This is a genomic window from Thiomicrorhabdus heinhorstiae (genome assembly GCF_013391765.2).
In the GTDB taxonomy this organism is placed as follows: Bacteria; Pseudomonadota; Gammaproteobacteria; order Thiomicrospirales; family Thiomicrospiraceae; genus Thiomicrorhabdus; species Thiomicrorhabdus heinhorstiae.
The window spans coordinates 1-24,392 of sequence record NZ_JACBGI020000031.1 but is presented as its reverse complement, the minus strand read 5'-3'; the positions used below and the strand labels follow the sequence as shown (position 1 = coordinate 24,392).

20 protein-coding genes are annotated in these 24,392 nt (G+C 45.6%); 12 read left to right on the top strand and 8 right to left on the bottom strand.

Annotated elements, in window-relative coordinates; translation table 11 throughout:
* Positions 1–116 precede the first annotated feature (116 nt).
* The 4 genes from H8792_RS11235 to hemF are packed head-to-tail and all read right to left on the bottom strand — an operon-like array spanning position 117 to position 3,106.
* On the bottom strand, positions 117–803 hold the full coding sequence (locus tag H8792_RS11235) for a hypothetical protein (RefSeq protein ID WP_185979060.1): 687 nt from the start codon (positions 801–803) through the stop codon (positions 117–119).
* 12 nt (positions 804–815) lie between these two features.
* Positions 816–1,184, bottom strand: a complete 369-nt coding sequence (locus H8792_RS11230) for an RNA-binding S4 domain-containing protein (protein WP_185979059.1) — start codon at positions 1,182–1,184, stop codon at positions 816–818.
* An 11-nt stretch (positions 1,185–1,195) separates the two neighbouring features.
* Entirely contained in the window at positions 1,196–2,134 is a 939-nt protein-coding gene (locus tag H8792_RS11225; protein WP_319558268.1) for an HPP family protein, read from the bottom strand.
* Positions 2,135–2,161: 27 nt separating this feature from the next.
* Complete coding sequence (gene hemF, locus H8792_RS11220) at positions 2,162–3,106, bottom strand: oxygen-dependent coproporphyrinogen oxidase (RefSeq protein ID WP_185979058.1); 945 nt, start codon at positions 3,104–3,106, stop codon at positions 2,162–2,164.
* 74 nt (positions 3,107–3,180) lie between these two features.
* Here hemF and H8792_RS11215 point away from each other — a divergent pair, with 74 nt between their 5' ends.
* The gene (locus tag H8792_RS11215; RefSeq protein ID WP_228767099.1) at positions 3,181–4,020 is read left to right on the top strand and encodes a DUF4197 domain-containing protein; all 840 of its coding nucleotides are present in this window, start codon (positions 3,181–3,183) and stop codon (positions 4,018–4,020) included.
* Between the two features lie 5 nt (positions 4,021–4,025).
* The gene (locus H8792_RS11210) at positions 4,026–4,835 is read left to right on the top strand and encodes a M48 family metallopeptidase (RefSeq protein WP_228767098.1); all 810 of its coding nucleotides are present in this window, start codon (positions 4,026–4,028) and stop codon (positions 4,833–4,835) included.
* Between the two features lie 7 nt (positions 4,836–4,842).
* Here the strand turns inward: H8792_RS11210 and H8792_RS11205 are convergent, their stop codons facing one another.
* A complete protein-coding gene (locus H8792_RS11205) occupies positions 4,843–5,406 on the bottom strand; it encodes an L-threonylcarbamoyladenylate synthase (protein ID WP_185979056.1) in 564 nt (187 codons plus the stop codon).
* A gap of 23 nt (positions 5,407–5,429) precedes the next feature.
* Positions 5,430–6,377, bottom strand: a complete 948-nt coding sequence (locus H8792_RS11200; protein ID WP_185979055.1) for a homoserine kinase — start codon at positions 6,375–6,377, stop codon at positions 5,430–5,432.
* Positions 6,378–6,439: 62 nt separating this feature from the next.
* Between H8792_RS11200 and polA the strand changes: the two genes are divergently transcribed.
* From polA to H8792_RS11175, 5 genes are all read left to right on the top strand, one after another.
* Positions 6,440–9,265 (top strand): DNA polymerase I, encoded by a 2,826-nt coding sequence (gene polA, locus H8792_RS11195; RefSeq protein WP_185979054.1) that lies wholly within the window; start codon positions 6,440–6,442, stop codon positions 9,263–9,265.
* Positions 9,266–9,423: 158 nt separating this feature from the next.
* On the top strand, positions 9,424–10,146 hold the full coding sequence (locus H8792_RS11190; RefSeq protein ID WP_185979053.1) for a hypothetical protein: 723 nt from the start codon (positions 9,424–9,426) through the stop codon (positions 10,144–10,146).
* Between the two features lie 210 nt (positions 10,147–10,356).
* Positions 10,357–11,616 (top strand): hypothetical protein, encoded by a 1,260-nt coding sequence (locus H8792_RS11185; RefSeq protein WP_185979052.1) that lies wholly within the window; start codon positions 10,357–10,359, stop codon positions 11,614–11,616.
* A gap of 124 nt (positions 11,617–11,740) precedes the next feature.
* The gene (locus H8792_RS11180; RefSeq protein ID WP_185979051.1) at positions 11,741–13,306 is read left to right on the top strand and encodes a hypothetical protein; all 1,566 of its coding nucleotides are present in this window, start codon (positions 11,741–11,743) and stop codon (positions 13,304–13,306) included.
* A 692-nt stretch (positions 13,307–13,998) separates the two neighbouring features.
* Positions 13,999–16,689: a cation-translocating P-type ATPase gene (locus H8792_RS11175; protein WP_185979050.1), complete on the top strand. Its 2,691-nt coding sequence runs from the start codon at positions 13,999–14,001 to the stop codon at positions 16,687–16,689.
* Here H8792_RS11175 and yihA read toward each other — a convergent pair.
* Positions 16,676–17,323 carry a ribosome biogenesis GTP-binding protein YihA/YsxC gene (yihA, locus tag H8792_RS11170; protein ID WP_185979049.1) on the bottom strand — a complete coding sequence of 216 codons (648 nt, stop codon included), beginning with the start codon at positions 17,321–17,323 and terminating at the stop codon, positions 16,676–16,678. The genes H8792_RS11175 and yihA overlap by 14 nt on opposite strands.
* 168 nt (positions 17,324–17,491) lie before the next feature.
* On the opposite strand from yihA, the gene H8792_RS11165 reads away from it, so the two are divergent.
* The 5 genes from H8792_RS11165 to H8792_RS11145 all read left to right on the top strand — a co-directional run bounded on the left by H8792_RS11165 (position 17,492) and on the right by H8792_RS11145 (position 23,642).
* Positions 17,492–19,498 carry a cytochrome c biogenesis protein ResB gene (locus H8792_RS11165; RefSeq protein WP_228767097.1) on the top strand — a complete coding sequence of 669 codons (2,007 nt, stop codon included), beginning with the start codon at positions 17,492–17,494 and terminating at the stop codon, positions 19,496–19,498.
* Positions 19,499–19,566: 68 nt separating this feature from the next.
* Entirely contained in the window at positions 19,567–20,742 is a 1,176-nt protein-coding gene (ccsB, locus tag H8792_RS11160) for a c-type cytochrome biogenesis protein CcsB (protein WP_185979048.1), read from the top strand.
* 19 nt (positions 20,743–20,761) lie between these two features.
* On the top strand, positions 20,762–21,394 hold the full coding sequence (locus H8792_RS11155; RefSeq protein WP_185979047.1) for a thiol:disulfide interchange protein DsbA/DsbL: 633 nt from the start codon (positions 20,762–20,764) through the stop codon (positions 21,392–21,394).
* A gap of 204 nt (positions 21,395–21,598) precedes the next feature.
* Positions 21,599–23,245 carry an acetolactate synthase large subunit gene (locus H8792_RS11150; protein WP_185979046.1) on the top strand — a complete coding sequence of 549 codons (1,647 nt, stop codon included), beginning with the start codon at positions 21,599–21,601 and terminating at the stop codon, positions 23,243–23,245.
* A 55-nt stretch (positions 23,246–23,300) separates the two neighbouring features.
* Positions 23,301–23,642, top strand: a complete 342-nt coding sequence (locus H8792_RS11145) for a hypothetical protein (protein WP_185979045.1) — start codon at positions 23,301–23,303, stop codon at positions 23,640–23,642.
* Here H8792_RS11145 and H8792_RS11140 read toward each other — a convergent pair.
* A complete protein-coding gene (locus H8792_RS11140; protein ID WP_228767096.1) occupies positions 23,639–24,235 on the bottom strand; it encodes a nitroreductase family protein in 597 nt (198 codons plus the stop codon). The two genes, H8792_RS11145 and H8792_RS11140, sit on opposite strands and share 4 nt — an antisense overlap.
* Positions 24,236–24,392: the final 157 nt, after the last annotated feature.

The window sequence follows — 24,392 nt, the reverse complement described above, 5'->3', positions numbered from 1 at the left end:
CAATAGAACATAGTCTATTAAACTTTATTGAAAGCCGATATTGGCCAAAAGGGCAGGTTTAAAAAATAAAACCCGGAAAATTCCGGGTTTATGCTAATAAATACGCACTTAAATTTTCAGAAACGGTAATTTATACCAACCTGGACAATCGGAAAAACATCGACCGAAGAGACATCATCCTGAATTTTCTGCTCTTCTTCGCTTAATGCCTGCAATGCAACCGGATCTGTAGCCAAATCATAGGTTGTACCGTTCTTAACGATTTCTCCGGTACCACTCAAGTTAACATTGGTTGCGCCGGTAAAAATGGCGCCCAATTCAACGATTCCGCCCCATCCGCTGGTTGGCGAATGCCCCCAGCCTAAGGTCACGGTCGCGCCATTATCCCAATCCGCTTGACCGAAAAGGTTGGCATTTTTACTGGTATAGGTTTCATTACCAAGCGTAATCGTCTCACCGTCCGAATAGGCATTCATATCAAATTTAACATTATTCTGTGCATATCCGGCGGAGATAAAAAAGTTACCGGCAAAAGGATGGTAATCAAAGGCGATACGGTTTATTCCGCCGTCCTGCTCGACTTTATAGTCGATATTGTCTTCTTTCTGATGACCTGATAGCCCCATTCCGCTGGAAAAAGAGCCGCGCATCTGAAATTTAGGACTCACGGCATAGGTCATTTCAAAAGTCGGCCCGGATAAAAGACCATAGTTAACGCCGACCGCAATATTTGCATCTTCAGCCGCTTGAGCTTGAATCAAGGGAAAACCGACCAATAGAGCCGAAGCCATCCATTTTTTCATTCCATATCTCCTTTAAAACTTAAAAGCATCAATTTTTCGCCGATCCCGTTTTGTCGGTCGGCCGCTTCCCTTGTCTCTGTAACCGAGCACTGCATTTTCCGGCGAGGGTTTATTCTGATTTAAAATTTCTTTTTTTATGATGTACAACTGCTGGGCGCTCTCGGCATTGCCGCGTTTGTCGCTCAGAAGCAAAACTTCGATTTCCACTTGTCGATGCGGTTGAGTTATGGTTAACCGATCACCAACCGCAACAGTCTTACTCGGCTTCGGCTTAAAACCGTTCAGTTCAACCTTACCGCCTTTAACCGCATCCAGTGCCACACCACGGGTTTTAAAAAAACGCGCCGCCCACAGCCACTTGTCTATGCGAATTTTTTCCATAATAGCACTAATTATCCTTTCGATTCATGACGTTTTCGCCATACACCATTCTGACGCTCAACTTCAAAAGCCGCCCATGCTGCAAACTCATTGCGAGTGACACAGTCGGTCTGCTTTTTCTGCGTACCGGCTACCTGACGAAAAATCACAAAATCCTTTCTTGGATCTATATCGGCCGATTCATCGACAATTTGACGCAAACTCCAATCTTTTCCCATACAACCATTCGAGTAGATGCCACCCAAATGAATCTGCTTCTCACTCATCCCCTGAGGACTTTTTTGCATATTCGCCAATTCGAAAATTCGTAACAGATCATTCTCGTTAATATCGACAAAAGCATCAATCTGGCTGAGAACCTGAATAAAATCCTGATGCGAGAAGCTGGAACTATTCTCTACAGAACCCAAGGAGCGACTAACGTTGGGGTAAGTGCGCCATTCAAACAGGCGATTAAAAATGACCGCTACCACCAATAAGATAAGCACATCCAAAGTAACGGGGGTTAAAACGAATTGATAGCCGAGTGAATGACTTGCTTCAAAACCGAGAACGGCGCTTAGAGCGGTCGCTCCTCCCGGTGGATGCAAGCAGCGGAAGTAGTACATCCAAGCAATGGACAGTGCGACCGCTGCCGAGGCTGCCACGATAGGATTTTCAATAAACAGTGCACAGCTGACACCGACAAATGCCGAACCGATCTGACCGCCGATCAATGACCACGGCTGGGATAAAGGGCCTTTCGGCAAAGCGAATAACAATACTGCCGAAGCGCCCATCGAAGCAATAATGCCAACATTAAGCGGCATTTCCAGCAGCTGATGGTTAACCAGCAAAATCAGGAAAATTGCCAAAAAACCGCCGATGGTGGAAATCAGCTTTTCATCGTGCCCGGCTCCGACAGGGTGAATCGCCAGGAATTGCAACAGCTTTTCAAACAGGGTATTCACGATTCAATATTCCCAATCGATCTTTGCTTACAACCACTCTCTCGGTTTCAGGTAATCGTAAATTCGGGCTTCTTCACTCCCCGGTTCCGGCTGATAAGCGTATTTCCAGCGCACTTCTGGCGGCATCGACATCAAAATCGATTCGGTACGGCCGCCGGTCTGCAATCCGAAAATAGTACCACGGTCAAAAGCGAGATTGAATTCGGCGTAACGGCCACGACGATATAACTGAAAATCTTTCTGGCGTTCACCATATTCAAGGTCTTTGCGGCGGGCTAGAATCGGTCGATAGGCCTTAATGTAATGATCACCAACCGACTGCATGAATGCAAAACAGCGTTCAAAACCCCAACCGTAGGTTTCTTGATTCAAATCATCGTAAAACAAACCACCGACTCCACGGGTTTCATTACGATGTTTCAAAAAGAAATATTCATCACACCAAGCTTTATATTTGGGATAGATTTCTTCTCCGAACGGATCGCAGGCATTCTTCGATTGCTGGTGCCAATGCACAATATCTTCGTCAAACGGATAATAAGGCGTCAAATCAAAACCGCCGCCGAACCACCAAACCGGCTCTTCACCTTCTTTCTCGGCAACGAATAAGCGAACATTGGCGTGCGAAGTGGGTGCATAAGGGTTACGCGGATGAATCACCAAAGACACACCCAAGGCCTGAAATGAACGACCGGCCAATTCTGGACGGTGTGCAGTCGCCGACGCAGGAAGACGCTGACCTTTGACATGCGAGAAGTTCACACCGCCTTTCTCAATGACGGTACCACCTTCCATAACACGGGTACGGCCGCCACCGGTTAGCCCCATAACACCTTCTTCGTCTTCACGTTGCCACTCATCAATAATAAAGTCCATTGAACCGTCTTCTGTCGCTAATTGAGCACAGATATCGTCCTGAAGACGCAAAAGATAGTCTTTAACCGCTGCAATGTTCACTTCGTTGCTTGCCATGCTTAACCTTTGGTAATTAATTTTGTCCGCCTATTCTATCAATTCCACTTCCAAGTCCCGGAAATATTTCAAGAATGCAAAATCGCCATGCGGCTTTGATACACTATAACTCTTTGTCCAACAACCAATGGCAGGCTACCATGTCCGCAAAAAAATTATTGATAAAACCGGCGAGCGTCCTTCTGCTTGTCTCTGCGAGCTTCAATCTACAGGCCAGCTGGTGGGAACAAGGTGTCGAGGCCTATAAATCCTATAAACAGAGTCAGGATTCCGATTCGAGTTCAAGTACTACCAGCAGCGCTTTTTCTAATTCTGAGCTGCAAAAAGCCTTCAAGCAGGCTCTATCGATCGGCTCGGAAGAAGTCGTTAAACGCTTAAGCGTACTGGATGCTTTCAATAAAGATCCGCAAATTCATATTGATTTGCCCAGCAGCCTGCAACCAGTGCAATCCATTCTGGAAAAATACGGCCAGGGTGCATTACTGGACGATGTCGAACTGAAAATCAACCGTGCTGCCGAACAGGCGGCACCGAAAGCCAAAGACCTGTTTATCGGTGCGATTCAGGATCTGAGTTTTGACGATATTCAAAAGATTTACCAAGGCAGTGACGATTCGGCTACCCAATACTTGAAGAGTAAAACGGCAGACAAACTACGTAGCGAATTCAAGCCGATTATCGAGCAGTCTCTTTCCGAAGTCGGCGCTTTAAAGGCATATGACCGTTTGATCGCCAACTATAAAAGCATGCCGTTTGTCCCGGACATTCACGCCAACCTACAGCAACATGTCGTTGACGAAAGCATCAATGGTTTGTTCTATTATTTAGCGAAAACCGAAGCGGAAATTCGTAAGGATCCGATGAAACAATCTACAGAACTACTAAAAAAAGTTTTTAGTTCGTCGAAAGGGTAATGACCATGAAAAAATTGCTTTTACTTCTCTTGACCGCAACCACTTTCTCTCTTATCGCCTGTACCACTACCAGTACCAAACAAGGTACCGTCGGTATTAAACGCGAACAGTTATTACTGGTTTCCGAACAGCAGATGGTGGAAGGCGGTGCCAAAGCTTACGCCCAGGTAATCGGAGAAGCAAAACAAAAGCGTGAACTGAATGTCGATGTCGCCATGACCAACCGCGTGCGCCGTATCGCCAATCGTATTATCCCGCAAACTGCGGTTTTCCGCAGCGATGCGCCGAAATGGAAATGGGAAGTCAACGTTCTGAAATCAGATCAGATGAACGCCTGGTGCATGCCGGGCGGTAAAATCGCTTTCTATTCGGGAATTATCAATAAACTGAAGCTGACCGACGATGAAATCGCCGCCATTATGGGACATGAAATCGCCCACGCTTTGCGTGAGCACGGTCGTGAACGCGCTTCTGAACAAGCTTTGACGCAAACCGGACTATCGGTACTTGGTGCAGTTACCGGAATGGGTAAAGTGGGCATGGATCTAAGCTCCATGGCACTCAAAGTCACTTTGACCTTACCGAACAGCCGTACCCACGAAACCGAAGCCGACCGCATGGGTGTCGAACTGGCGGCACGCGCCGGCTACAATCCTTATGCAGCCATCTCTCTATGGCAGAAAATGGATAAAGCCACTCAAGGCGGCAGTACTCCGGAACTGCTAAGCACACACCCTTCACACAGTACACGTATCAAAGACTTGCAGAAATACGCCAAAAAAGTCGAGCCGCTGTATCTATCTGCCAGACGCTAAAGAAGCTCTAGCGCAAAACCGTCCCGCTTTGTGCATCGATAATCTGGGTCGGCTTGGATAAATTGCCAAGCTCGCCCGGCACACAAAAAACCTGACCACCGAAAACCCGTTCAATCTCTTCACATGATTTCGCCGGTGGCTGCGAGGTCAAATTGGCACTGGTGGAAACCATCGGTTTTCCGTAAGCCGTGCATAACTGCTGCACTATCGGATGAGCCGAAACGCGGATTGCCAGAGTATCTCGTCCACCGGTAATCCATTCCGGAATATTTTTTTTGGTTGGCAAAACCCAGGTTACCGGGCCGGGCCAGGTTGCTAGAACCTTTTCTTCCCAAGGCATGCCTGCCAACTCAACATAATCGACAACCTGTTCGACCGACGCTGCTACCAGGATCAACCCTTTATCGATCGGCCTCTGTTTCACGTGAAACACTTTTTCAACCGCCGAAAAATCAAACGGATCACACCCCAAACCGTAAACCGCTTCGGTAGGATAAGCAATCACCCCCCCCTCGCGTAAACGTTCCACCGCTGTCTCTACGGGATTTAAATGTGGATTTTGATCTTGCATCAACTTTGCCGACGAATGGATTCTTAACTGCGGTGAATTTGCAAAATGCGTTCAAACACGGCTGGATCTTTAATTTGCGTCATCTCACCTTCGCGCGGCAGATATTTATCTTTCGAACGTGACATGAAAAAACGCAGTGCAGCTAGACGCAAAGCCGCATTCCAGGATTGCTGTTCTAGAGCGTTAAGCGGTCTGACTGAACGGTAAGCTTGCAGCATCGCATCGATCTTATGCTGATCGAACACGATCTGCTTAGGATCCGTGGAGTTGATACGACACCAGTCATTGACCATCACCGCCAGATCATAAAGTAGAACCGAATTACAGGCGTAATAAAGATCGATAATCCCGGATAGCTCGTCGCCGGAAAACAGCGCATTGTCACAGAAAAGATCGGCATGAATCACGCCTTGCGGTAACGAATGCCAATCGATCCCCGACTGCAATTCAAACTCTTCTTTGACCATTTGTTTCTGCTCGGCATCAAAGAAATCATTTACCAGCGCCAGAGTCGTTTTCATCCAGTCCAGTCCGCGATCATTCTGACGGAACCCGCTAAAATCCTGGCCAGCCAGATGAAAACGAGCCAGTTGTTCGCCCATTACCTCACACTGCTTGAGCGAAGGCTGTTCGACTCCGCCCCCTTTCAAGCGCTCGACCAGAGCGGCCGGTTTACCTTTTAACTCTTTCAAATAGCCGTTTGATAAAGTTTGGATCGGGTGCGCAGTCGGAATCTTGTGCTCGGCCATGAATGCCATGATATTTAAAAAATACGGCAACTCGTCAAAAGTGTGATGCTCAAAAATGGTCAATACAAATTGCAATTGCCGACCGTCGCGTTCAGTATTAACAAAGTAGTTGGTATTCTCGATTCCTGCACTGATGCCTTCAAATGAAAGCAAAGCTCCGACATCGTAATCCTTCAGAAATTCAACCAATTCGCCTTGCGAAACGACGGTATAGACAGACATAGAGTAAATTCTCGTTATTCGGTAAAATAATTCGGAAAATTTTACCACAACCGAGCCATGTAATGACTGATTCCAATACGCAAATCAACTTCAATCCGAACAGCCCTTTCATCCTCGTGGACGGCTCTTCCTACCTGTTTAGAGCTTTCCACGCCATGCCGCCGCTATCCAACTCCAAAGGCCAGGCGACCGGGGCGATTTTCGGAGTCATCAATATGCTTGGTAAGCTATTGGAACAGTATCAACCGCAAAAAATGGCGGTCATTTTCGATGCCAAAGGCAAAACTTTCCGCCACGAAATGTATTCGGAATACAAATCCCACCGACCACCGATGCCGGAAGAGCTGAGTTCGCAGATTGAACCGATTCATGAGATCGTCAAGGCTCTCGGCCTGCCCTTGTTGGTTATCGATGGCGTCGAAGCGGACGATGTAATGGGAACCCTGGCTTATCAGGCGACCATCAGCCGACACGACACTCTGATCTCAACCGGAGATAAGGATATGGCGCAGTTGGTCAACGAACACGTTACTTTGATCAATACCATGACCGATACTCTGTCGACTCCGGAGCAGGTTGTGGAAAAATTCGGTGTGCGCCCAGACCAGATTATTGACTATCTGGCACTGGTCGGCGATACCGCAGACAATATTCCCGGGATTCCGAAATGTGGACCGAAAACCGCGGTTAAATGGCTGCAAGCCTTTGGTAATATCGACAACTTAGTTGAGAACGCCTCGATGATCACCGGTAAGATCGGCGAAAATCTGCGCAACAATCTTGATCAACTCAAACTGTCTCGCGAATTGACGACCATTAAACTGGACTGCGATCTGCCGATCGGTCTTGAGGACATTAACCGCCATCCGGCCGATCTGGAAAAACTCCAGGAGCTGTTTGCCGAATACGAATTGCGCAGCTGGCTCGGTCAGGTCATGAAAGGTGAAGTGCCGTTTTCCAAATCCAACGGTGCCAAAGCGCACAGCCAAACGGTACAGAAAAAAAATGGCTCCGAGACATCTGATCCGACACCGACAGCATCAGCATCAGAAAGCGAACAATCCGCTGAATATGAGACCGTTCTTGATGAGAATAGTTTACAGAAATGGCTTAAGCTGGTTCAAGACAGCAAGCTATTCGCCATCGATACCGAAACCACCTCCTTAAACCATTTTGAAGCGCGGGTCGTCGGCTTGTGCCTGGCTGTCAGAGACAGCGATAATCAACAGAATCTCGCCTGTTATATTCCTCTGGCACACGATTATGAAGGTGCTCCGCAGCAATTGGATCGTGATCAGGTATTGCAACTCTTCAAACCGATTCTGCAAGATCCAAACAAAGCCAAATGCGGACAGAATCTTAAATACGACTGGCACGTACTGAAGAATCACGATATCGAAATGCAGGGCATGCAGTTCGACACCATGCTGGAATCCTACTGCCTGAACAGTGTCGCAACCCGCCACAATATGGATGACCTGGCATTGAAGTACCTGAATTACCGCACTACCCATTTCGAGGAAATCGCCGGTAAAGGAAAAAAACAACTGACCTTCAACCAGATCGAACTTGAAAAAGCCGCCCACTATGCAGCGGAAGATGCCGATATCACCCTTAAATTACACCAGACCCTTTGGCCGAGTCTGCAGCAGGAAGCCCCATTACAAGAGGTGTTCGAAAAGATTGAAATGCCGCTGATGCCGGTTCTGGCGAAAATGGAACGTAACGGTGTACTGATCGACAGTGATATGCTCGGCAGACAGAGTAAAGAAATTCAACAAAAACTTACCGAGCTGGAAGCCTCGGCTCACGAGCTGGCCGGAGAAACTTTTAACCTTAATTCCTCCAAACAGTTACAGGCAATTCTCTTCGAAAATCTCGGACTGCCGATCATTAAGAAAACACCGAAAGGTCAACCTTCAACTGCAGAGCCGGTTCTGGTCGAACTCGCCGAACGCGGGCATGAAATGCCGAATCTGATTCTTGAATATCGCAGTCTGGCCAAGTTGAAATCGACTTATACCGATTCATTACCGAAACAGATCGAACCGTCCACCGGACGCATTCATACCTCATACCAGCAGGCCGTTGCCTCGACCGGGCGTCTGTCATCGACTGATCCCAACCTGCAGAATATCCCGATTCGATCTGCTGAAGGACGACGCATCCGTCAAGCTTTTATCGCCCGTCCCGGATATAAACTGCTTGCCGCCGACTATTCACAAATCGAACTGCGAATCATGGCGCACCTTTCCGACGATCAAGGTCTGTTGAATGCTTTCTCCCAAGGGCAGGACATTCACAAAGCGACCGCAGCGGAAATTTTCGACATCGACCTGCAAGACGTCACCTCGGAACAGCGTCGCAGTGCCAAGGCAGTTAATTTCGGCCTGATTTACGGTATGTCCGCTTTCGGACTCGCCAACCAGCTGAATGTTTCCCGTCCGATCGCCCAGGAATACATCGATCTGTATTTCGCCCGTTATCCCGGAGTTCTGCGTTATATGGAGGAAACCAAACAGCTCGCCAAAGAGAAAGGTTATGTACAAACCTTAAGAGGCCGACGCTTGTATCTGCCGGATATCAATGCCAAAAACGGCCAGTTGCGCCAGTATGCGGAACGCACCGCAATCAACGCTCCTATGCAGGGAACCGCTGCCGATATTATTAAAACCGCGATGATTCAAATCGATCAGTGGCTCGATTCAACCGATCTGGATATTCAGATGATTATGCAGGTGCACGATGAACTGGTTTTTGAAGTCGCGGAAAAGGATCTGCAAGCAGCTAAAGAGAAAGTGAAACCGCTCATGGAACAAGCTCTTGAACTCAAAGTTCCTTTGATTGTCGAAATCGGTGAAGGACTGAATTGGGACGAAGCTCACTAAAGCCGATTTCCTTTAGTGTTGTTTAATCGCAACGAAATAAAATTTAATCCGTCGATTCAGGGATTTAGATTACTTTTACATAAATATTTCATACAATGTTAAGTAATTTGAACTTTTTCCCTGTGCCTAAAGCACAGGCGTTATCCGTGGGGCCATTTATGAATCCGCTTACAAAAAAACTGAATTCGGCGCTAATCGCCGGGCTGTTAACCGTGAGTTTTCAAGCCAAAGCAGACAATAATGTTGATACTATCAATCTGGTTACTCAAGAGCAATTTAAAGATTTCTCGGAAAACCTGACCGGTATTTTCGGTCATAAAACTACTTTGCCTGCCGAACCTTTAGGTGTGCTTGGATTCGATATCGGAGTATCAGTTACCCGCGCGCAAACCAACTACAAACTGTCTGACCAAAGTAAGCAGAAAGACGATCTTTATCTGTACAGTATTCATGCCACTAAAGGCCTTCCATACGGAATGGATATCGGTATTGAATATACCCAACTGGACGACAGTGACGCTTCTGCCGTAACTGGAGAGCTTCGCTATGCGTTGGTTGAAGGTGGTGCACTTTACCCTGCCGTTTCTCTAAGTGCCAACTATACTCAGGTTAATGGAATGGACGCGATCGATTATCATGGTGCCGGAGTTGATTTAGGAATTTCCAAAGGCTTTGCCAACCTGACTCCGTTTGCCAGTGTCGGTATGGTGTATTCGAATGTCGATCCTAAAAACACCAATGTCTTTACCAAGGAAGATGTTAGTCTGACTAAATTCTCTGCCGGTGCGAACCTTAATCTGATGATTATGGATCTTTCGGTTGCTGCAAACCGAATCGGTGATCAAAACAGCTACAGTCTGAAAGCCGGATTCCGCTTCTAAGAAATCAGCTGTTCAAACGATAAAAAAGCCCCGAAATTCGGGGCTTTTTTGTTTTTCTCTATTAACTTAATTTTATTCTATTTTCGATTTCTTCCCCCCTGTTCAGGGGATACTTATAAGCAATTCTCTGTTCTATCCTGAATCAGTAATACTCTGTTTTCTCAATCAAAAAAATAGAAAACGTCCATTTTCAAATTCAGGAGAGCGGAAATGAGAACTATAATCCAAAATATATTCCTTATAACACTTTTTGCCGTTGGACTATTTGCCTGTAATGATTCAACAACAACTTCAACAACCGGTACAAGTGTCACAGTCCCGGCAAGTGTACAGAACCAATATACCCTTAAGTATTCGGGCGAAGATGTCGATGGCCTGGTCGACAGCACACTTTATACAGTAATTATCGGAAGTGATAGCTCTCTGACAATCGATCCAAATCCTCCTCTAACCGATCCGACCGAAGAAGATTTTTATGAAACCGGAACCACACAAATCACCTGGACAAACGGTGATTACGCTTATGTTCTTTCCACTTTATCAGATGGCAGTTTCAATGAAATCAACGTATTGGATACTAAAAATCTAACCAACAATTATCCGACTTTTAAAGGTCAATTCGCCGAAGACACCAACGTCAATGGGACCGCCGCGGTCGGTAAAGCGCTTGTCGGTGCAGAAGTAACCGCTAAGTGCGCAGACGGTTCCGGATTCATATACTCTGTTACCACTCGCAATGACGGTTCCTGGTCCGGGAAAGTATCCGAAACCAGCTTTCCATGCGCCTTCAGTGTTACCGATGGTACCCAGGGAATCACTTTGACCAGCTATGGCATGACGGAAGGAGTCGTTAATATTACTCCGCTATCCCATCTGGCTATTGCTATCGCAACCGGAAAAAACCCCGATCAATGGTTCTCTGGTACCGATATAGGCATTGTTGAAAACACCTTTAACTCGGCAATTGATGACTTAAAGGCAGCACTAATCACCGCTGGCTTTACTCTTCCTGACGGCAGTTTCCTGACCGAAAAACTGTCCATTGGCGATCTGTGGGATAAGGTTCTGGATGATCTTGCTGCCTCTATTGCAGCAAGTACGGAATACAATTCATTTGACCAGTTAGTCGCAGCCTTTAAAGACGGAAATACCACCATCCCAACCTATACTGCGAGTGAAACTTCCGGATCAGGCTCTTACGATTTAACAATCACCATCTCGGTTAATGGCAGTTCAAACGAAGTCGTTATCGAAGATATTGCCAAACCAGAGTCTGAAGAACAGTTCTGCTCGGTTGAAAACTACAGCTACTTCCAGGAAGGTCAAGATAGCGCAGATTACTCTTGGGCGGTCAACAGCTGTTCCTTTAGCGGTAGCGAAGGAAACATTAATGCAACCTTAGACTACAACTACGAAGGTACGGTCTTTTCATACACCTACGATATTAATTATCTGTACACGGCAAATTAGACAAATATCGTTTTTTCCAACAACCCAAAATTTCCCTTTACCCCCCTGTTCGGGGGGTACTTATTTTTATAAAGCCAGCCTATTCTGAATCTACTTCACAAATAACTTTTAAAAGGGGAATAAGGTGATAAGTCATGTCAAAAACCTGTTAATGATCGGGTTCGTATCATTAAGCCTTACCGGCTGTATCGGGGGCTCAACGACGGATACCGAGACAGACACTACTACTTCCGAAACTTCTCAGACTACGGCAACGGTTCCAGCATCCGTGCAAAACCAGTACACCCTGAAATATAGCGGTGAAAATATTGACGGCTTGATCGATCAAACCAGCTATACGGTGATCATCGCCAGTGATAATTCTCTAACCATCGATTCAAACACTCCTCTAACCGATCCGACCGAAGAAGATTTTTATGAAACCGGAACCGCGCAAATCACCTGGACAAACGGTGATTACGCCTACGTTCTCTCAACCAACACCGACGGCAGTTTTAATGAAATCAATGTCTTGGATACCAAAAACCTGACCAACAACTATCCAACCTTCAAAGGACAGTTCACCGAGGAAACATCCGGAACCGTAGTAAGCAATATCTCCGTTTTAACAAAGTATGCCGGTACCTATACTGTGAGTGGTCCGGGAACGACTTTTGAAACAGTGCGTGGCACCCATGATTCAACTTATACCCTTCCTACTTCAATCATGATAGCTTCGAATGGCGCCATTACCTTTGATAACTCCCTGGACTTTAGTGCAGAAGATATCCAGGCCATTTATAACCGAACCAACTTAGATGCGGCAGACGGTATTAAACGCGTGCAAGTTAACTATGGAGCAGATGACGATGGTCCGGTAATTCAGGTTTATTTAGATGCTAATGATCAGGTAGAAGAAATTTCATATAAAACCGACATTTCGGATGGCCCGAAATATTATCGTGCGGCGATCGGCGATCCAAACCTTCCAGTAACATCAAGTTGCACAGGCTTCTGCGAATGGCAGTTGGCAACCAATTACTATACCGAAACTGATCAGGATACCTATATAGCAAGTTACGATGCGATTTCGACCGCTGAAACCTATGTCAAAGATTTGGTAACTTACCACTTTGAAGGCAACTTAGTGAATGAAGACCCTGATGAAATTTCTATCGCATTAACAGAAAATACCGGTGATAAATTAGTCTATAGCGTTACTCTAACCGGTACTACAGCACAAAATAATTCAACCGTTAATGATCCAATTACTTATACATTCACCAAGACGGCAACCGTTGTTAATAGCACTCATACCGGCACCTCTCCTTTGGATTTAACGCCTTTGGCAGGATCCTACACGGCTGACAACACCACAACACCCGCAGTAATGGGCAACCTAAAACTCGAGCTAACCATTAACGGTGATGGCTCCATGAATATCGTAGCCAAAAACACCGATAATGCTGATGAAGTCGTCTATTCAAGAAGCAATGTGGCTTGGGATGGCGAGTTTGATGAGCAGGAAATCCCCGGAGTTGATTACCCTATCACACTTGAAAAAGACAGCATTAATCAGGTGATTGTTGAGAAAAATCAAAAACTGGTTTCAGGTGTCGTTGCATATTACCTGCGTCTGAAAGTTAAAATGCTGCCGAATTCTTCAGCAGGCAATATTACCGGAGATATCTATTGGGAAATCTATTATTGATAATTGGCAATATAAATTGATTCTCACGTTCTGCTAAAAGCAGTCATCAGAATTCTGTACCAATACTACTGGAATTCCTTTCAATAGGATTTCTCTCCCCCGCTATTTTATGAGCGGGGGTTTTATATTAAAACCGCCCTTTACCCCCTATTCGGGTTCGAATTTCATATCTATATGCCGGTCCGCACTGCAAATGTCGGAAACGGAACCAGTGATATAGGCTGGAAATTTGCTTATCCGACCGTTCCTTAATAAATCGAACATTATTGCCTACTCCCCCGCAAACCATAAAAATGTGCGGGGGAGTTTTGATTAAATCCAATCCTTCTGCCGCCGCATTGAGAGAGATACCTGACCCTTCCACGGTTTCCCTCGAGGATCAGTCCGAACATTCTGTTTTAAAACATCCTGCTCTCCAAGCGTCAATTCCTGACAAGAAACCCGCTCGATTTGCAACCATCTGCATCTAACAAAATTACATGCCAGCTTAAATACATCAATCATGATGTCTTCAATATATGGGAATGGAATATATTAGAAAATGCTGTTAGTCTAAATATTGTTTCCGTTCGAATAGCCCGAAAATAAATCCTTTAAATTTAATTACCGCTAAATTCGCTATACTGAATTCGGCAAAATCATTCCATTACAACAACAGATTCTTATTCACTTCCCTCTTTCAGGAGTCATTTGTGCATTGGTTTCAACAAGAAAGTTCACAAGTCTTAAAAAAACTGACCAGCAGCCTTCAATCAGGACTGAGTAATGAAGAAGCACAATCCCGTCTGGCTACTCAAGGTGAAAACCGACTGCACGATGACCAACAAACTTCAATTCGGGTTTTATTGTTAAACCAGTTAAAAAACCCTTTAATCTGGGTGCTAGCCGTCGGTGTTGTCTTATCCCTTTACAGCGGCCACTATAACGACGCTATTGCTATCTCGATCATTATCCTTATCAACACCGGTATCAGCTTTTTTCAAGAATATAAAGCGCAAAAATCGATCGACGCCTTGCGAAAAATGTCCTCGCCGCAAGCTCTTGTTCTGCGCGACCAGCAATGGTCTTATATTGCTGCAGCCGAACTGGTGCCCGGCGACATTGTTAAGTTGACTCACGGTAGTCTGGTGCCCGCCGATCTGCGTCTGCTTGAAAGTCACCAGCTGCAAATCGATGAAGCTCCTCTAACCGGAGAATCGGAACCAGCCTATAAACATACCGATCCGCTGAATAACCCGAATCTGACCCTTGGCGATCAAAACAATATGGCCTTTATGGGAACGCATATTGTCAACGGCCACGGTATCGGCGTAGTGTGCGAAACCGGCATGCAGACTCAGGTTGGACAGATTGCGCACTTAATGCAAACCACCGAAGTACTGTTAACTCCACTGCAACAACGAATTCATAAATTATCCAAGGTACTGATTGGTGCCGCAATTTCAGTAGTCATTTTGGTGGTAGTGATCGGAGTAATCGAAGGCATGCGCCTTACGGACATGGTTTCTACCGGAATTTCCCTAGCGGTCGCAGCAATCCCGGAAGGGATGTTGACCATCTTAACGATTGTTTTGACTCTCGGCGCCAAACAGATGTATCAAAACAAAGGTCTGGTGCGCCAGTTAGCTTCAGTGGAAACCCTCGGTTCGACATCGGTAATCTGCTCCGACAAAACCGGCACTCTCACGCAAAATTTAATGCAGGTCACACGCTTCTGGCTTAATGATCAAGTCTATCAGGTAGAAGGTGAAGGTTATTCAAACAGAGGCAATATTTACGATTCTGAAGACAATATCCCTTTAGCTTCGCAAGATCTGCATCTGGAACATCTTCTAACGATTTCGGCACTATGTAACGACGCCCATCTGATCCATCACCCGGATCATACCGAACTGCAAGGTACTCCGACCGAAGGGGCGCTATTGGCTTTTGCCGGAAAATCCGACATACATTTCCCCAATCCCGACCTGAAGATCGTCAAACGCTTCCCTTTCGACTCCAAACGCAAAATGATGAGCGTAATTGCCAAGGATAAAAAAGGCGATTATTGGCTGTTCTGTAAAGGAGCACCAGACGTTTTTCTTAAGCAGGCAGATCATTTGCAGTTAAAAAATGAACGCGCTCCCCTGCCACAAGCAACCGATAAAGTTGAAGGGGCAATTTCCCTATTTGCCGACGATGCCTTGAGAACGCTGGCAATCGGCTATCGAAAATTAAAATTTTCGGAAATCGATTTACAGAATGATGTACTGGAAAAAAATCTTATTTTCCTTGGACTGCTCGGGATTATGGACCCGCCAAGACCGGAAGCCATCAAAGCGATAAACGAGTGCCATAAAGCCGGGATCAAAGTCAAAATGATTACTGGCGATCACGCCAATACCGCTCAGGCCATCGCCCGCCAAATGGGTATAGTTGAATCAAAGGATCCTGATGCGGTCTTAACCGGCCAACAATTATCGATGATGAATGACGAGACTTTAAAATCCAAAGTCACCTCGGTACATGTGTTTGCCCGAGTCACACCGGAACATAAACTGCGAATAGTCAAAGCGCTGCAAGCCAACCATGAAGTGGTTGCCATGACCGGTGACGGTGTTAACGACGCACCGGCTTTAAGGGCTGCAGATATGGGTGTTGCGATGGGAATCACCGGAACAGAAGTTGCCAAAGAATCCGCCGATCTGATTCTGCTTGACGATAATTTTGCCACCATCGTTCACTCGGTTCGCGAAGGTCGCCGAATCTATGACAATATCCGAAAATTCATTCGCCAGGATTTAACCACCAATGTCAGTGAAGTGTCGGCCATTCTATTCGCTTTCCTGGTCATGGCCGAAGAACCTTTACTGACACTGGCTCCAATGATGATTTTGTGGATCAATCTGGTCAGTGACGGCCTGCCTTCATTGGCTTTAGGTTTCGACGGCGAAGAAAAAGACGTTATGCAACGTCTGCCGAGAGACCGCAACGAGCATTTCTTTTCCGATTCGCTCGGACAGAAAATACTGATTCGCGGCCTGGTAATGGGGGCAGTTACCTATTTCATGTTCTGGTTCGGACTCCAGGAGGGCGATAGTCAAGCCTATGCTCAAACTCTGGCTTTCAGTACTCTGGTATTCGGACAGTTGGTGTTGGTTTTCGACAGCCGAACCTTTTCCAGCCTCTATAGACGCGCACCTTTCGGCAACCCCTGGTTGATCGGTGCCGTGACTTTGGCGGGAAGCGCTTCGATGCTGATGGTATTTACCACTTTCGGGAATGCGGCATTCGGAACCGTACCGCTCTCTTACGAACATTTGGCGATGGCTGCCGCCATCGGAGCTTTACCGACCTTTATTTTGTCGGCATTCAAAGAGATCTTTAAAATTAAGTGGCTGTAATTTCTTCAGCCTCTTTCGATTTCTTTTCCGGTTTTTGATATTCCATCCATTCGTCGAGTTTATTCCAGACTTCGATCAAACCTTCACGTTTCAGAGAAGAAAACAGTTGTGCGCTCGCATGCGGATACTCTTCTTTCAAAAGCTTGCGCAATTTCAAAAGATTCGCCTTGGCCGGCCCTTTCTTCAATTTGTCGGATTTAGTCAGCAGAATGTGTACCGGCAAATTCAATTCCTGAGTCCAATTCAACATCATTAAATCGATTTCCGTCGGCGGCATCCGTGAATCGACCAAGAGAATCAACCCTTTCAACGATGGACTCTTTTCAATATATTCGCTGAGTCCGGCTTCCCAGGCGCGCTTGATTTTGACATTCACTTTGGCAAAACCGTAACCCGGCAAATCCACCAAAGCGCGATGGTCGTCCAAAGTGAAAAAATTGATTAACTGAGTACGCCCTGGCGTTTTACTGGTTCTTGCCAGTGTCTTTTGCGAAGTGATAACATTCAGCGCACTGGATTTACCGGCGTTGGAACGGCCGGCGAAGGCGACTTCATGCGTTAAATTATCCGGACAAAGCGCTAAGGTAGGCACGCTTTTCAGATAAGTCGCCTTCTGATATAGAGGATGTTGCATAAGAGAACTTTAATACTTTATCAATGATGTACATAAGTATATACTCTATCCTATTTTTTAACGAATTCATCCTACTAAAAACCCAAAATAAAATATGGAAATAAGCGGTTATTTCCAAACAGGTTCAAGAGGTTTCCAAGTCGGATTTGCGGGAAAAAGAATATATTTATGACTCAGACACAACACTCAAAACCTAAACGACCGAGCCAGTTCTGGAATTTTCTTGGCTCAATGAATCTGGCCGTTACTTTATTGGTCATGCTGTCAATTGCATCGGTAATTGGTACGGTATTGCAGCAAAACCAGACCTATCAGGACTACATTATTAAATTCGGACCTTTCTGGTCGCAAGTATTCAACAGTCTCGGACTATTTCACGTTTACGGTTCCGCCTGGTTTGTGATTGTCCTGCTGTTTTTGCTGCTTTCTACCAGTGTTTGCGTCACACGCAACGGACCCGGTTTCCTTAAGGACATGAAGCAATTCAGCGAAAATTTGTCTTTAAATGCCATCAAACACCAGCCGAATCAGCAAACCATTACTTCCAATCTGGATATCGAAGCGCACAAGCAAAACAGCATCGCACTGCTTAAACACCACGGCTATAAAACCAAACTGCGTCAGTACGAAGACGGCAGTTTAACGGTCGCGGCCATGAAAGGCAGCTGGAACCGTTTAGGTTATTTCTTCACCCATATTTCAATTATTATTATTTGTGTCGGCGCACTTTTAGACAGTAACCTGCTATTGAAATATCGCGAGTTGACCGGCCATTTAAAGCCGGAAACCCGTTCGGTCAGTCTGGATCAGGTTCCACCTGAATCCTGGCTTGGATCCGATAACCTCTCTTTCCGCGGAACCGTTAATATCCCTGAAGGGCAAAAAAGCGATGTGCTTTTCCTGCCTTACGAAAACGGTTATCTGGTACAAAAACTGCCGTTTACCATCGAAAACAAGAATTTCCGTATCGAGTATTACGATACCGGTATGCCTAAATCTTTCGAGAGTGATCTGGTTTTGACCGCACCGGATCTGGATAAACCGATTGAAAAAACCATTTCAGTTAACCACCCTCTTTACTATAAAAATTATGCAATCTACCAGTCTTCATTCGGTGATGGCGGTACCAAGTTAAATCTGAAGGTCTATCCGTTACTTTCACCGATCGTAAATCCGCTTACTTTGGATAGTGCTGTCAATAAAACCGAACCGCTAAAAACGCCGGTAGGCAAATTCCGAGTCGAATTGAACGATTTTAAGATGCATAACATTGTTCCGGCCAGCGAAGAAGAGCACAAAGCGACCGGCAGAAAAATGCATAACAACGGTCCGACAATCATCTTTAAGGTACGCAACGAACAAGGTAAAGCCTGGGAATACGAAAACTACATGATTCCCAGCAAACAGGACGATCGCTGGTTCTTTATGACCGGTATGCGTACCAGTAATGCAGAACCGTTCCGTTATCTGTTTATTCCGGCCGACGCCGATCGCAAAAAAGACCGCTTTTTCAAATTCCTGGCATTGTTGAACAATCCGCTGGAATCGGCCAAGATTTTCGCGGAAAAATTCCCGAAAACCGATCAGATGTCGGAAAAAACTTATCAGCTTCAATTGAAACTATTGCAGCAGCTTTTGACGCTTTTCCGTCAAAAAGGATTTAACGGTATCAGCGATTTCGTAGAGAAAAACGTTCCGGAAGCAGACCGTAAAAAGGTTTCCGATTACTACTTCGGACAAACCAGTTTTGCATTGCAGACACTGTATTTAACTGTTCTCGAGCAGGAAGGACGAATCAAATCGGACAACGAAGATATTCCGCCGTTCGATAAAACCTGGTTCGAAGACGCTTTGAACGTCGTCTCCAACTTGTCGCAATACGGGCCGCCGATGTATTTCTCAATCGAAAGTTTTAAAGAAATCCAGGCAACCGGCGTACAAATAACCAAGTCTCCGGGTAAAGACGTTGTTTACTTCGGAAGTGCTTTGTTAATTATCGGGGTGTTTTTCCTGTTCTACGTTCGTCAAAGACGTGTATGGATTCACTTAAGAAAAACCGATAAGGATGCAACCGAACTGACGATTGCATCGAAAGATAATAGAAATCTTCCTGAAACGAAACAGGAAATGCAAGGTCTGTTAGAACAGATTAAACACTTTGATAATAAAAAGTAATGATCATTCCCTTGGCGAAGGTTTACAATCGCTATACATTTTAAGGGACGAAACATAGGGCAATTGACATGCAAACAAATACCTATATGGACGATCTCCAAGAGGAGAAAAAATCGTTCTCTTTAAGAGATATTGCTTGGGCAATCTTTGTTATTTTGGGCAGTTTCTATGCCTGGATACAATATGGCCAATTAATGGACACTTTCGAAATCGGTATTCTGATCGGTTCCGCCATCGGTTTAATCTGGTTAGGTCGTTTCTGGCCGAGTCTGCAGAGTTTGACTCTATGGGTTACCGGATTGACTCTGTTGGCATTGTGGACTTATCAGAACCACGGTAACGTCATTACCGCTAACGAACAGGCATTTTTCCTGAAATTCCTGGTCTCGAGTCAATCGGCGTTTATGTGGATGAGTGCCCTTTTCGTTCTGGCCACTTTGACCTACTTCTTCGCTTTATACAATAAATCCGAATTTACCGGAAAGACTGCTACAACCTTCGTTTGGGCCGGGGTAATGTTCGGTTTGGTCGGTATGATGGTGCGTTGGCGCGAGTCGTACATTATCAATTTCGATTACGGGCACATTCCGGTCAGCAGCCTTTACGAAGTATTTGTGCTGTTTATCGTTTTGACCGGTTTAATCTACCTGTTCTACGAACAAAAATATAAAACCCGCGCTTTGGGCGGTTTCGTCATGCTGGTTATCAGTGCAGCGGTCGCTTTCCTGCTATGGTACACCTTTGATCGCGGTGCACATGTGATTCAGCCTCTGGTTCCGGCTTTGAAGAGTTACTGGATGAAGATTCACGTTCCGGCAAACTTTATCGGTTACGGCGCTTTCTCTATTGCGGCAATGATCGGTGTGGCCTATCTGCTGACCGACAAGATGCTGAAAAGAAACCCTGACAGCGCTTTTGCATCGAAAATGCCGTCTTTGGAAACCATGGACGACTTGATGTATAAAACCATCTCCTTAGGTTTCGCCTTCTTTACCATCGCTACCGTTCTTGGTGCCATGTGGGCCGCCGAAGCCTGGGGTGGTTACTGGTCTTGGGACCCTAAAGAAACCTGGGCTCTGATCGTATGGCTAAACTACGCTGCCTGGTTACATATCCGCATGTCTAAAGGATGGCGCGGTACACCGATGGCATGGTGGGCATTTATCGGCTTATTGATTACCACTTTCGCTTTCCTGGGTGTAAATATGTTCCTGTCGGGATTACACTCTTACGGTGAACTTTAATTAAAAGGCCGGTTTACGCATGAAAAGACGTTCTTTTATTCAACAAGTAGCAGTATTGGGTTCCGGTCTGGCTTTGGCTCCGGCGTCATGGGCTAATGAACCGATCGTATTGACGCAGGATGTTAACTTTAAACCGGTTAACCGCCCTCAATCAATCGCTCCTTATTCCAAAAAAGTTGTTGAAGTATTCGGCTACAGCTGCCCGCACTGTTACCATCTGGAACACAGCCTGAATGACTGGCTTAAAAGCAAATCGGACGATATTTATTTCGAACGTATGCCGGTTGTCTTTAATAATCCGGTATGGATTTTTATGGCGCGCGTTTTCTATACCGCCCAAGAATTGAATGTGTTGGATCAATCGCATACTCCTTTCTTTAATGCGATTCACAGAGATCACTTGAGAATCACTTCGGTTGAAGATGTAGCCGCATTCTTCGAGCAGTTCGGGATCAAGAAGCAAGACTTTATCGACACCTTCAAAGGTTTTAAAGTCGAACAACTGGTTCGTAAAGCCGCTGAGCTAACTGCAGATTACGGTATCGAAGGTGTTCCGGCTATGGTTGTTAACGGCAAATATATAACTGACGTGCCTATGGCCGGCAGTCGAGCAAAAATGTGGCAAGTTGTCGAATTGCTGACTCAACGATAAGCATACTTTTCTTAAAAGCTTTTAGTCGTCTGCACTGAAAGCTTTTTATCCTATCTCCTGTTAAGCCCGTCTATTTTTTAACTTCGGCTAGTCATTTTGATGTTCAGCCTGCATAATTAAAATTTTAAAACTAAAACGATAAAAAGCTTGAATTGCTGTTAAAGTTCGTAAGCATAACGAACCTGATAAATCGACGGGAATCTTATGAAAGCCTCCAAACTGTTTGTTCAATGTTTAGAAAATGAAGAAGTGGAATATATCTTCGGAATTCCGGGTGAAGAGAATCTGGAACTGATGGATGCGCTACTTGACTCAGATATTAACTTCATCACTACACGACATGAACAAGGTGCGGCTTTTATGGCCGACGTCTACGGCCGCTTAACCGGAAAACCCGGTGTATGTCTATCGACTCTCGGACCTGGAGCAACCAACCTGGTTACCGGAGTAGCCGATGCGAATATGGACAATGCTCCCTTGGTGGCGATCGCCGGACAAGCCGCTACTACCCGGATGCATAAAGAATCTCATCAGGTAGTCGATCTGGTCAGCATGTTCAAACCGATCACCAAATACGCCACTCAGGTTTTGGAACCGGAAACCATTCCCGAGGTAATACGCAAAGCCTTTAAACTGGCTCAAGCGGAAAAACCGGGCGCAACCTTTATCGATCTGCCGGAAAATATCATTGAAATGGAAGCCGGAGAAATCCGCCCTCTTGCAGATAGTGCTAATCGTCTGACTTTTGCCGATCGTTCCTTGATCAAGCAAGCAGCCAAACTGGTCGAAAAATCGGTCAATCCGCTTATTCTGGTTGGAAACGGTGCCGTTCGCGCCCACGCCGGCAAACATATCTTAAAATTTCTGGAACGCCACAAAATCCCGGTAGTAAATACCTTTATGGCTAAAGGGGTTATCCCTTTTTATAATGAAATGGCGATCGGAACTGCCGGTCTGCAGAAAGGTGATTATGAAAACGGCGGTTTTAAAAATGCCGATCTGGTGATTTGTGTCGGTTTCGATATGGTCGAATACCACCCTCACCTATGGAATCCGAACAGCAAGCTCACCATCATTCATATTGATACCAAAAAATCCGAAGTCGATAACCGCTATATTCCGAGCGTCGAACTGATCGGAAATATCGGTAAAAACCTGGAAGCACTCGGCGAAGCAATCGCCTCACCAATTATTTCAAGCCAAAGCAAATTCCATTTGCGCGAAGCGATGATCGATGAAATGAATCGTTGTCGCAAAAGTGATGCCTGGCCGATGTTGCCACAAAAAATCGTCTGGGATCTGCGTACTGCGATGGATTCATCCGATATCGCCATCAGCGATGTCGGTGCCCATAAAATGTGGATGGCGCGCATGTTCCGCTGCGACGAACCCAACACCTGCATTATCTCCAACGGCTTTGCCGGTATGGGAATCGCCGTTCCAGGTGCGGTAGCCGCCAAGCTCGCCTTTCCTGAAAAAGCCGTGGTCGCGGTTACCGGCGACGCCGGGTTTATGATGAATTCTCAGGAGATTGAAACGGCTTTACGTGTTAAAGCGCCGATTGTCATTCTTATCTGGAACGACAGTCAATACGGATTGATCGAATGGAAGCAGCAGCGTCGTTACGGCCGTTCCGCCTATGTCGATTTTAAAAATCCCGATTTTGTCGAGTATGCAAAATCTTTCGGTGCCGAGGGGATTCGTATCAAGGCCGCCAAAGATCTCCAGCCTACCCTTAGAAATGCACTAAAAACTCCGACCGTAACCGTTATCGACTGTCCGGTCGACTATTCAGAAAATGACCGCTTAACGGCATTAATGGGTAATGTTTTATCGGAAGTGGACGATTAACTAATAACCGGCATTTTAAACGGCGGAAATTACAGGTTTTTAGAAAGGAAACAGAATGGTTTATATTGAACGCAACGTCTCTGGCAGCATTGAAAGAATCGAATTCGATCCGGCGGATAATCGTGAAGAAATCAGCTTTTATGATCCGGAACTTAAAGAGTTCCTGGAAAACATGCCTGACAGAGAAGCGACCATCAAAAAAATTCTCGATAAACTCGACTTGGATATGGTGCGTGTAATCGAGGATTTGATCGAAATTCTGATTGATAAAAATCTGATGCTGTTCACCGACCTTCCGGAACCGGTTCAAAATAAACTGATGTTTAAAAAGGCTATGAGAAGCCTAAATCGTCCAACCAGAGTGATTTACGAAGAAACCGATGAAATCCAGCTCTAATCGGTAAAAACCGTTACCTCGGCTACAGGCTTGCGTTTTACCATCTGGTTTGGGCAACAATCTTCATCTATTTTGCCCAGATACAGTACTCCGATCAACTCGCAATTCTCAGCTTCTATTCCTAGCATCTCATAAGTACGCGGATCGTTCAGAATCGGTCCGGTACTCCATTGAACACCGATTTGCTGATACCAGGCCGAAAGTTGGAAATTTTGGATCGCGCACGCGCACGCCGCATAATCTTCCTTGGCTATTACCGGATCTTTTGCCAATAATTGTCCGACCAAAACGATCTTGGGAATTCGTATAAATTTTTCCAGTGCTTTATCGTAAGCGCTCTGATATAAATCCGGATCGTTCTGAGACTGTTTTTGCGCTCGTTTTTGCGCATAAACCTCCGCAACACGCTTTTGCATATCCGAACCCAGTACCCAAAAACGCCATGGTTGGGTTAATTTATGATTTGGCGCCCAAATGGCAGACTCCAAGCAGATTTTCAGCTCCGTATCTTCTACAGGATAGGAATCGGAATCCAAAAATTGATAGCTGGTTCGGCGTTTGCGAATTACTTCTAATAACGATGTCTCATTCATAAATTTCATCAAACCAAAAAATTCATTAAAATAACGATTTTCCGGATAAACCCTTTGGATAAAATGTGTCATTCTGTGGATAAAAGTCCATTTTATACCAGCTTATAAAATTATCCACAAAACACACACATTTACCCACAGGGGTTATAACTAGGTT